This is a genomic window from Candidatus Sodalis sp. SoCistrobi (genome assembly GCF_900143145.1).
Lineage (GTDB): Bacteria > Pseudomonadota > Gammaproteobacteria > Enterobacterales > Enterobacteriaceae > SoCistrobi.
Genome location: NZ_FRDB01000105.1, coordinates 1 through 10002 on the forward strand (window position 1 = coordinate 1; position 10002 = coordinate 10002).

General features: G+C 58.2%; 7 protein-coding genes and 2 pseudogenes. 5 read left to right on the forward strand and 4 right to left on the reverse strand.

Features of this window, described 5'->3' with window-relative positions; all coding sequences use genetic code 11:
* Window positions 1-1360: flagellar biosynthesis protein FlhF (locus tag CINSTRO3249_RS08665; protein WP_254304262.1), on the forward strand; the 1360-nt coding region annotated here is incomplete at its 5' end.
* A gap of 494 nt (window positions 1361-1854) precedes the next feature.
* On the opposite strand, the gene hemL is transcribed toward CINSTRO3249_RS08665, so the two are convergent.
* Window positions 1855-3135 carry a glutamate-1-semialdehyde 2,1-aminomutase gene (hemL, locus tag CINSTRO3249_RS08670; protein ID WP_074012988.1) on the reverse strand — a complete coding sequence of 427 codons (1281 nt, stop codon included), beginning with the start codon at window positions 3133-3135 and terminating at the stop codon, window positions 1855-1857.
* Window positions 3136-3300: 165 nt separating this feature from the next.
* Between hemL and clcA the strand changes: the two genes are divergently transcribed.
* Window positions 3301-4737 (forward strand): H(+)/Cl(-) exchange transporter ClcA, encoded by a 1437-nt coding sequence (clcA, locus tag CINSTRO3249_RS08675; protein ID WP_074012989.1) that lies wholly within the window; start codon window positions 3301-3303, stop codon window positions 4735-4737.
* An 82-nt stretch (window positions 4738-4819) separates the two neighbouring features.
* A complete protein-coding gene (gene erpA, locus CINSTRO3249_RS08680) occupies window positions 4820-5164 on the forward strand; it encodes an iron-sulfur cluster insertion protein ErpA (protein ID WP_074012990.1) in 345 nt (114 codons plus the stop codon).
* Between the two features lie 164 nt (window positions 5165-5328).
* On the opposite strand, the gene CINSTRO3249_RS08685 is transcribed toward erpA, so the two are convergent.
* The 3 genes and pseudogenes from CINSTRO3249_RS08685 to mtnN form a co-directional block, all read right to left on the reverse strand.
* Complete coding sequence (locus CINSTRO3249_RS08685; RefSeq protein ID WP_074012991.1) at window positions 5329-5949, reverse strand: TRIC cation channel family protein; 621 nt, start codon at window positions 5947-5949, stop codon at window positions 5329-5331.
* Window positions 5946-6776: pseudogene (gene btuF / locus CINSTRO3249_RS08690) on the reverse strand (vitamin B12 ABC transporter substrate-binding protein BtuF). Before btuF ends, CINSTRO3249_RS08685 begins: the two are co-directional and overlap by 4 nt.
* Window positions 6777-7478 carry a 5'-methylthioadenosine/S-adenosylhomocysteine nucleosidase gene (gene mtnN, locus CINSTRO3249_RS08695; protein WP_074012992.1) on the reverse strand — a complete coding sequence of 234 codons (702 nt, stop codon included), beginning with the start codon at window positions 7476-7478 and terminating at the stop codon, window positions 6777-6779.
* Between the two features lie 160 nt (window positions 7479-7638).
* On the opposite strand from mtnN, the gene dgt reads away from it, so the two are divergent.
* Together dgt and CINSTRO3249_RS08705 are read left to right on the forward strand one after the other, a co-directional pair.
* Entirely contained in the window at window positions 7639-9147 is a 1509-nt protein-coding gene (gene dgt, locus CINSTRO3249_RS08700) for a dGTPase (RefSeq protein ID WP_074012993.1), read from the forward strand.
* Window positions 9148-9300: 153 nt separating this feature from the next.
* Window positions 9301-9876: pseudogene (locus tag CINSTRO3249_RS08705) on the forward strand (trypsin-like peptidase domain-containing protein); the annotation flags it as partial.
* Window positions 9877-10002: the final 126 nt, after the last annotated feature.

Genomic DNA, 10002 nt, shown 5'->3' on the forward strand with positions numbered 1-10002 from the left:
CATAGGTATCTACACATTTATCGTGATACCTGTTATTACTTTGCAGAATGATTTCAACCTATCTGTTGGCGGGATTGACTCTCGCCTTACCCGCCGATATCAGACGCTGGTTAAACAGCATATGACGCCCGCGGCTCTTCTTGCTTCTGCGGTTAAAGACCTCGCAAGTGCTCAAAAATCAACTTTCGCAACTACCCAAGCTGTCTGGCGTTTTCTGAATAATAAGCGAATTAGCTTCAGTCAACTCAATGAGCCAATTATTTCGCTAGCACTTGAGCAAATTTCGCTTAGCCCGCATCCATACGCTCTCGTTGTTCATGATTGGTCACGTTTACAATTTCTTTACCATCATGCCAAATACGGACGCTTAAAAATGACGCACGGTGGCGATGTTGGATATGAACTTCAAAGCAGCTTGCTGGTTGATGCTGGCACGGGTTTGCCAATAGCGCCTCTATCTCAGACACTTACCGATGCAACCGGTTGTCATTCAACGTTGGCGGAAGGACTGTCCGAACGGCAGACACATATGGACGCCTTGACGACCGATATTGCCCGTGTGGAATCGCTTAATATAGGTAAAAAGCTGATTCATATAATTGATAGAGAGGGTGACTCTATTGGACATATGCGGACGTTGAGTACTCAAGGAATATGCTGGCTTATCCGAGGAAAAGAAGGACATGGTGCAGAGTGGCAAGGTAATTCATTGAAAATTGGTGAGATTGCTGCTCTTCTGCCATACAACGGATGCGGACAGGTAGACTGGAAAGGGAAAAAAGCTGATATGGAAATCAGTGAAACCTCGATAGTCATAACCCGAGCTGCGCAGCAGAAGCGTAAAGATAAAGAAACCGGCCGCCGCATAAAAATCCAACCTGGAGAGCCTCTGACGGTCAGATTGGTTGTTGTTCGGCTTACGGATGATCTCGGTAATGTGGTGGGACGCTGGACGCTGCTTACAAACGTTTGCAGCGAGATCACCTGCGAGGAAGTAGCTCGTTGGTATTACTGGCGCTGGAATATTGAATCATTTTTTAAGTTGCTGAAAGGTGCCGGACATGACGTAGAAACATGGCTTCAGCGCAGCGCGCCAGCCGTACTACGCAGGTTGTTAATAGCCAGTATGGCTGCTGTTCTGGTATGGCGGCTGCAACGCGCTGAAGGAGAAGAAAATGCGGCAGCCCGCCAGCTGATATGTCGCTTGTCAGGACGACAGCAAAAGCGAGGCCGCAGAGAGAGCGCTCCTGCTCTGCTCGCTGGCCTATCCATCTTGTTGAATACACTAAAATTATTATCGGAATATAGTCTGGAAGAACTTACTCATTTAGCGAGAGTTGCTCTTAAGCCTCCTCCCTGATGTGTAGATACCTATGCCGTCAGGGGCGGTAACGGGCGATATGTTAACCAGTGTGGGGTGTGGAGTTGCCAGGTTCACTGTCGCGGCAACGGCGGGACGGTCATTAATCCCGCCGTCCGCTGCGCCGGGCACGGTGGGTCGGTGCGGGTGAACCCTGCGCCGCGTCGCCGGGTGAAACGGGCGACGCAGCGCACTGGTCGGCCATCGCCCTCAGGCGGGGCCGGGAGCAACACTGCGCAAGCCGGGGCTGCGAGGCATAGGGGTCACTGTCGGGCAACACCGCGTACGCCGGGCTGCGTGGCATAGCGACCCCTTTCGGGCAATACCGCGTAAGCCGGGCTGCGTGGCATAGCGACCCCTTTCGGGCAACACCGCGTAAGCCGGGGCTGCTTGGTATAGGGCCTTCTGTCATGCAACACCGCGCCTGTCGGAACTGCGCGGCTCAGGGGTGCCGTCGGGCATACCGCGCAAGCCCAAGCTTGGCGACAGACCGGTCACAGTTGGGCAAAACTCTGTGCCGCGGCCTCCACCGTGTGGCGAATCTCGGCGTCGCCGTGCGCCAGGGACATGAAACCGGCCTCAAACGCCGACGGCGCCAGATAAACCCCCGCCGCCAGCATTAGATGAAAGAACCGTTTAAAACAGTCCACGTCACACGCCTGGACGTCCTGGAAGCAGGTTACCGTCGGCGACTCGGTAAAGAACAGGCCGAACATACCGCCGACGCGGTTGACCACCAGCGGCACGCCCGCCGCTTCCGCCGCCGCCAGCAGCCCCTGCGCCAGACGTTCGGTCTGCTGTGTTAGCTGCTGATGTACGCCCGGCCGGGCGACCTCGCGCAGGCAGGCGTAGCCCGCTGCCATGGCGACCGGATTGCCCGACAGGGTACCGGCCTGATACACCGGCCCCGTCGGCGCCAGCGCCGCCATCACCTCACGGCGTCCGCCAAAGGCACCCACCGGCATGCCGCCGCCGATGATCTTGCCCAGGCAGGTCAAATCCGGCTTCACCTCATAATAAGCCTGGGCCCCGCCCAGCGCGACACGAAAACCGGTCATCACCTCATCGATAATCAACAGCGCGCCAAACTCGTCGCACAGCGCCCGCAGGCCGGGTAAAAAATCCGGCAGCGGCGGCACGCAGTTCATATTTCCCGCCACCGGTTCAACGATGACGCAGGCGATCTCGCGCGGGTACAGCGTAAACGCCTCGCGCACCGACTGTAGATCGTTATAGCTGCAGGTGAGGGTATACTTGGCGTAATCCGCCGGGACGCCGGGAGAACTGGGCTGCCCCAGAGTGAGCGCCCCGGATCCGGCCTTGACCAGCAGCCCGTCGGCGTGGCCGTGATAGCAGCCTTCAAATTTAATCACCCTATCGCGGCCGGTATAGCCCCGCGCCAGCCGGATGGCGCTCATGGTGGCTTCGGTGCCGGAGTTGACCATGCGCACACTCTCGATAGAAGGCACCAGCTCGGTCACCAGCCGCGCCATTTTCACCTCGATTTCCGTGGGCGCACCGAAGCTCAGGCCGCGCTGCACGGCGTCCAGCACCGCCTGGCGAACCGCCGGATGATTATGGCCCAGCACCATGGGGCCCCAAGAGCCGACATAGTCGATATAACTGTTACCGTCGGCGTCGGTCAAACGGGCGCCGTCGGCGCTGGCGATAAACAGCGGCGTGCCGCCAACGCCGTTGAATGCACGCACCGGTGAATTGACCCCGCCGGGGATCAGCTGCTGCGCCTCGGCGTACAACCTTGCGGAATGACTCATCAATCGACTCCTGAATGGCAAAATTAACCTGACCGCTGTAGTGTAATCAACTGGCGGCCATTGTGAAATCACCGCGTCGATGCGCATTCGCGCTGCCAGGGGCAACGGCGGCATCACCGCGCCTGGCATTTAACAGCAAAGGACAGTGTCAAACTAACGAGTGTTATGAATAAATCCAATCCTTCTTATACGTCGGTGCCGCAGGAGCGGCAGGCGCGCCGGCATATGTTCCGCCGGCTGCTTTATCGCGATAAAACGCCGGTGCTTGTTTTGTTAATGGCCGCGTTGGTGGGCACGCTGGTGGGGTTGGTGGGCGTGTTGTTCGAGAAAGCGGTCAATGGCGTGCAGGCATTGCGTCTCGCTGCGCTGGCGGCACTGCCGCAGCATGCCTGGCTGTTAGTGCCGGCGGCGTTCGTGCTCTCGGCGCTGCTGGCGATGGTCGGCTATTTTCTGGTGCGCCGCTACGCCCCGGAAGCTGGCGGCTCCGGCATCCCGGAAATCGAAGGCGCGCTGGAAGAACTGCGGCCGGTCCGCTGGTGGCGGGTCATCCCGGTGAAATTTATCGGCGGCATGGGTACGCTTGGCGCCGGTATGGTGTTGGGGCGTGAAGGCCCGACGGTGCAGTTAGGGGGCAACCTTGGCCGTATGGTGCTGGATGTGTGCAAGTTGCGCGGTGCGGAAGCGCGCCACACGTTACTGACGACCGGCGCGGCTGCCGGATTGACCGCGGCCTTTAATGCGCCGTTAGCAGGGATTCTGTTTATCATCGAAGAGATGCGGCCGCAATTTCGCTACAATCTGATTTCGATTAAAGCGGTATTTATCGGCGTCATTATGGCCAGTATCGTGTTTCGGCTGTTCAATGGCGAACGGGCGGTCATCGCGGTAGGGAAACTGGCCTTCGCGCCGGTTAATACCTTGTGGCTCTATTTGCTGCTGGGCGCCCTTTTTGGCGCGGTGGGCGTCTTGTTCAACGCCCTGATCTTTCGCGTACAGGACGTTTTTCAACGCCTGCACGGCGGCGATTGGCGCAAGATAGTCGCCATTGGCGGTCTGCTGGGGGGCGGTTGCGGCGTTCTGGTACTGGTTGGTCCGTATGCCGCCGGCGGTGGTTTCAGCCTGATCCCGCTGGCCGCGGCCGGGCACTATACCTTTGGCATGCTGTTATTCATTTTTCTCGCGCGCATGCTTACCACGCTATTGTGCTTTTGTTCGGGGGCGCCCGGGGGCATTTTCGCGCCAATGCTGGCCTTGGGCACGCTGCTGGGTACCGCTTTCGGCGTGGCCGCCATGGCGTTATTTCCCCAGGACGGCCTGCAGGCGGGCACCTTTGCCATCGCCGGCATGGGCGCGCTGTTCGCCGCCTCGGTCAGAGCACCCCTGACCGGTATTGTGCTGGTGCTGGAGATGACCGATAATTATCAGCTTATCTTGCCGATGATCATCACCTGTCTGGGCGCGACGCTGGTGGCGCAGTTTCTGGGCGGCAAGCCACTCTATTCTTCTTTGTTGGCGCGCACCTTACAACGTCTGCAGCAGGAAAAAGAGGCCCGGCAAGCGCACGTTGCGGCAAACGCGATTTCCCCGATGCGCAATACTTGAACGTTAACGACGCCTAACGGATAATAGCCTTAGCGATCGGGTTGACATGCCTTCAGCCCGACGATGGCCCCGGAGTAGAATTATGAGTGAGACGGCAGCTTTGCCATTACAGTTTACCGATTCAGCGGCAAGCAAGGTCAAAAACCTTATCGCGGACGAAGAGAATCCGAATCTGAAATTGCGGGTTTACATCACCGGCGGCGGCTGCAGCGGCTTCCAGTATGGCTTCACCTTTGACGATAAAGTCAATGAAGACGACTTTACCATTGAGAAACAGGGTGTTGCACTGGTCGTTGACCCCATGAGCCTGCAATATCTGGTGGGTGGGTCCGTTGACTACAGTGAAGGGCTGGAAGGGTCGCGCTTTATCGTCACCAACCCCAACGCCAAGACCACCTGCGGCTGCGGGTCGTCGTTCAGCATCTGACGCGCCGCACGCTACACCGCATGACATCGAGACCGGGACGCGGCGCGTGCCGGTTTTTTTCTGCCCGCGATAGCGGCAAGATATCAACATCAGGACGCTAGGCGTGCCGATTTTCTTGCCCGCAGCACGGCCCTGTGCCGGGTCCGCCGGGGCGGCGGCCGGCGCTAGTCGCGGCTGTGAAATTCAAATACCGGCAGTTTCAGGTGCCAGCGGATGGCCGCCAGCCGGATGAGCAGCGTCGTCGCCATCCCCAGCATGGCGGCGTGCTGAAGCGTGAAATGCCACTCACTGTAGGTCACGGTGTGCACAATACCGCCGGCGATACAGGCGGTGGCGTAAATCTCGGTGCGCAGGATAAGCGGGATTTCCCGCGCCAGCACATCCCGCAGCATGCCCCCTCCCACGCCGGTAATAACCCCCATACACACGGCGATAAGCGGCACCGCGCCTCTGGCGAACGCTTTATTAACGCCGATACCGACAAACACCGCCAGTCCGATAGCATCCAGCACCGGCAGGATCCATTTGGGCAGGTGGCGCGGCTGGCCGATGACCAACAGGGTGACGAAACAGGTGATGATCGCCACCACCAAATCGGTGGGATCGCGCACCCAGAAAACCGGTCCGTTAGCCAGCGCCATATCGCGGATGGTGCCGCCACCGACCGCGGTCACCACGCCGAGCACCAGCACGCCGAAGGGATCCATGCGCAATTTGCCGGCCAGTAAAACGCCGGAAATGGCAAACACCGCGGTACCGAGAATATCCAGCCAGTACAGCATCAGGGCGCCTTTGCCGGAAGGGCGGCGCGGATGGGCGCCAGTTGCGTACAGAGCTGCTGCGCCGCCAGCAGGATACGCGGGCCCGGGCGGGTAAAACTGTCTTCATTGAGGGCAAGCACCGGCACCGTCAACTGCGGCCGCCAAAAGTCGCCGATCTGCCGTGCGGCGGCGGTGTCTCCCGGCACAATAATCACCTGCGGATGCCGGATCAGCACCTGCTCGCGGCTGACCTGCGGCCAGGGGACCCGGCTATCGGCGAAAATATTGCGCGCGCCGCACAAGGCGAGGATCTGGTTTTGCAGCGTGGCGGCGCCGGCGGTAAACAGCGGCCGGCTGCCGAACTGCAAAAACACCCGCAGCGTCGCGCCGCCGGCATAACGTTGCCGCAGCGTCGCCTGTTAGTCTTCCAGCGCGCGGGCCGCTTGCCGCGCCTGTTGCGGATGCGGGCTATAGGCGGCCAGCTGATTAAGCGCATCGGCCATCTCGTCGATGCTTTGCGGATCCAGGGCGACGACCGGAATACCGAAGCCGGCCAACGTCTCCAAGGCACGCTGCGGATTGCCGCCGCGCCACGCCAGCACCAGATCCGGTTTCAGCGCCAAAATGCGCTCGATATTGACGCCCTGCCACGAGGCGACCCGCTCAAGACGCCGCGCCGCTGGCGGATAATCCGACCAGTCGCTGGCGGCCACCATCACCGACCCCATGCCGGCGGCGTAGGCCAACTCCGTCGTATGGGGCGCGAGGCTGACCACGCGCTGCGCCGCCAGCTCCGGCCAAACCAGCAGCAGGCAGAGTAACGCGGCCGGCGCCGCGCGGCGGTAACGCATTTACCGCCGGCCGGCCAGCGCTTGCACCATTTCCTCCACCAGGCGGGAGGAACTTTGCGCCGCCACGGTGAGGAATTCTTCAAAGCTCAGATGGGATGCTTGATCCGCGACATCGGAAATCGCGCGCACCACCACGAAGGGGACGGCGAACTGATGGCACACATGGGCGATGGCGGTTGCCTCCATTTCCACGGCGATCGCCTGCGGGAAGGTCTGACGGATACGGGCCAGGCCGTCGGCGCCGTTGATAAAGGCATCGCCGCTGACCACCAGACCGCGCACCGCATGCATCCCCAAACGATCGACGATCTCCTCCGCCAGTGCTACCAGCGACGGGGCGGCATTGAACGACGCCGGACACTGCGCCATCTGGCCGGGCTCGTAACCGAAAGCGGTCACATCGACATCGTGATAGCGCACTTCATGGGACACCACGATATCGCCGACCTTCAACGACGGCGCCAAACCGCCGGCGGAGCCGGTATTGATGACCAGTTCCGGTTTAAAATGATCCAGCAACAGCGTGGTGCCCAGCGCGGCGGAAACCTTGCCGATGCCGGATTTCACCAACGCGACCTCAACGCCGTGTAGCTGACCCGTATAAATTTCACATCCCGCCTGCTGCCAGAGGGTAGAGTTGTCTAAGCGATCGCGCAGCAGCGCGACTTCCTGTTCCATTGCGCCGATAATGCCGATTTTCATACAAAGCGTTCCTGTTAAAAACTTGCGTATTGAAATGATAGAGGGCGTTCATAGGCTGCATTCTAGCATGCCTGGCTCGGGGAAATAACGGCCGGTGGGCTTGCGTTTGCCGACGGGCATTGGTATCACGGTAGGGTGCGGCTTTCACGCGGGGAAAAAGATGTCCGAAATCGACTTCAGTCAGAAAATCAGTTTTCAACGTCCCTTTAGTCCGGCGATCAGCGCCCAGGATGATTATGCGATTATTCGCCAATTTGAAAGCGACCGCGGGCGCATCATCAATTCCGCCGCCATACGCCGGCTGCAGCAAAAAACCCAGGTTTTTCCGCTGGAGCGCAATGCCGCGGTGCGCTCGCGCCTGACGCATTCGCTGGAAGTACAGCAGGTCGGCCGCCACATCGTGAAAGAGATATTTCATCATCTCAAAACGAGCGGCCGCATTGGCGCATTGGGTTTAACCCAATGGGAAGCGCCCTGCGAGAGCATGGTGGAGATGGCCTGCCTGATGCACGATATCGGCAATCCGCCGTTCGGCCATTTTGGCGAAGCGGCGATTAACGACTGGTTTCGCCGCCGGCTGGACATTGCCGGCCTGGAACAGGACGCGCTCGGCAACGACCGCTGCCAGGTTGCCAGTCTGCGCCAGCGCCCCGGCGACGAAGACAACAATGCGCTGCGCAGCCGTATCCGTCTCGATCTGTGCCATTTTGAAGGCAACGCTCAAGCCATTCGTATGGTACATAGCCTGCTGAAGCTTAATTTAACCTATGCGCAGGTCGGCTGCATTCTCAAATACACCCGGCCGGCCTACTGGCAAGGGCCGGCCCCGTTCAGCTATCTGATGAAGAAGCCCGGCTTTTATCTGGCGGAAGAGGAGTATGTCCAAACGCTGCGCCAAGAATTATCTCTGGGTGAATTTCACCGTTTTCCGCTGACCTACATTATGGAAGCCGCCGACGATATTTCTTACTGCATTGCCGATTTGGAAGACGCGGTGGAGAAGAAAATTTTTACCGTAGAACAATTGTACCTTTTCCTGCAAAAAGAATGGGGCAGTGTCGTCAAAGGCGATTTGTTCGATAAAGTCATTGGCCAGGCGTTCAATAAAATAAGGCGTTATCAAGGGCTGCGCAGCGGCGATCAGTTCTTTATGTATTTACGGGTCAATACCGTGGCGCGGTTAGTGCCCCACGCGGCGCAACGCTTCCTGGACAATCTGGCGCCTATTTACGACGGCAGTTTCAATCAGGCGCTGCTGGAGGACTCGAGTCCGGCGTTCCGGTTGTTAAAGATATTTAAAAGTGTTGCTTTCAAGCATGTATTTAATCATCCAGAAGTGGAGCAACTGGAATTGCAGGGCTACCGGGTGATAAGCGGCCTGCTGGAAATTTATAATCCCCTGCTTGACATGTCACAGGCGGATTTTCAACGCATGGTGACGGAGGACTACCACCCCGCGCATCCCATCGCCAGCCGGCTGTATCATAAACTGTCCGCCAAGCATCGTCTGGCCTATGGCGAAGCCATGGAAACGGTCAACCGCTATCCTTCCGGCCAGCAATCGATGATGGAATTTTATTATCGTGCGCGATTAATTCAGGATTATATTAGCGGAATGACCGATCTTTATGCCTGGGATGAATATCGTCGGTTAATGGCCGCGGAGTAGCCGCGCTAACGGTGGTCATTTGTAAAGCGGATCAATATTTATTTACCTTTGCCGCTTTCTTTGCGCTGAACTACGGGGTATTTCATAACTCTTATGGAGAACCGCAGCGCGTTCTGCATCATGATCCCTTAATTTTAGTCGAGATAATCACAGATGAAAAAATCCACGTTGGCCCTGACGGCGCTTGCTCTGAGTCTGGGCATGGCGCTTAGTCCCGTCTCTGTCTTTGCGGCAGAAACCGCCTCGACCAATCAGCAATTGCCCAGCCTGGAGCCGATGCTGGAAAAGGTCATGCCCTCCGTGGTAAGTATCAGCGTCGAGGGCAGTACGCCGGTCACATCGCGGCAAATGCCCGATCAATTAAAACAATTCTTCGGCCAGAATTCGCCGCTGTGCCAGGACGGCTCGCCGTTCCAGGCATCGCCGCTGTGCCAGGGCGGCGGCGATGAGGGAAGTGATGAAGGCGGGGATGGCGGTAGCGCGCCGGCTCAGGAAAAATTCCAGGCGCTGGGTGCCGGGGTGATTATCGATGCCGCGAAGGGCTATGTGGTGACCAACAATCATGTGGTCAATGACGCCTCGAAAATACAGGTACAGCTTAACGATGGACGCAGATTTGACGCCAAACTTATCGGCAAGGATCCGCGCTCAGATATCGCACTGGTGCAGCTGATTGATTTCAAAAATCTGACCGCCATCAAAATGGCGGACTCGGATCAGCTGCGCGTTGAATCACCCCGGATAAATTAGAGTCTATACTTTAAAAGTGGAGGTCTCTATGACAACGACCAAACGTTACTCTCCGGAAGTCCGTGAACGGGCAGTTAATCTAGTGCTGGAAACTCAGCATGAGCA

Bases quoted from the DNA above. Each gene is read 5' to 3' on its own strand.
- hemL (WP_074012988.1), bottom strand. From the start codon at position 3,135: ATGAGTCATTCCGCAAGGTTGTACGCCGAGGCGCAGCAGCTGATCCCC.
- clcA (WP_074012989.1), top strand. From the start codon at position 3,301: ATGAATAAATCCAATCCTTCTTATACGTCGGTGCCGCAGGAGCGGCAG.
- erpA (WP_074012990.1), top strand. From the start codon at position 4,820: ATGAGTGAGACGGCAGCTTTGCCATTACAGTTTACCGATTCAGCGGCA.
- mtnN (WP_074012992.1), bottom strand. From the start codon at position 7,478: ATGAAAATCGGCATTATCGGCGCAATGGAACAGGAAGTCGCGCTGCTG.
- dgt (WP_074012993.1), top strand. From the start codon at position 7,639: ATGTCCGAAATCGACTTCAGTCAGAAAATCAGTTTTCAACGTCCCTTT.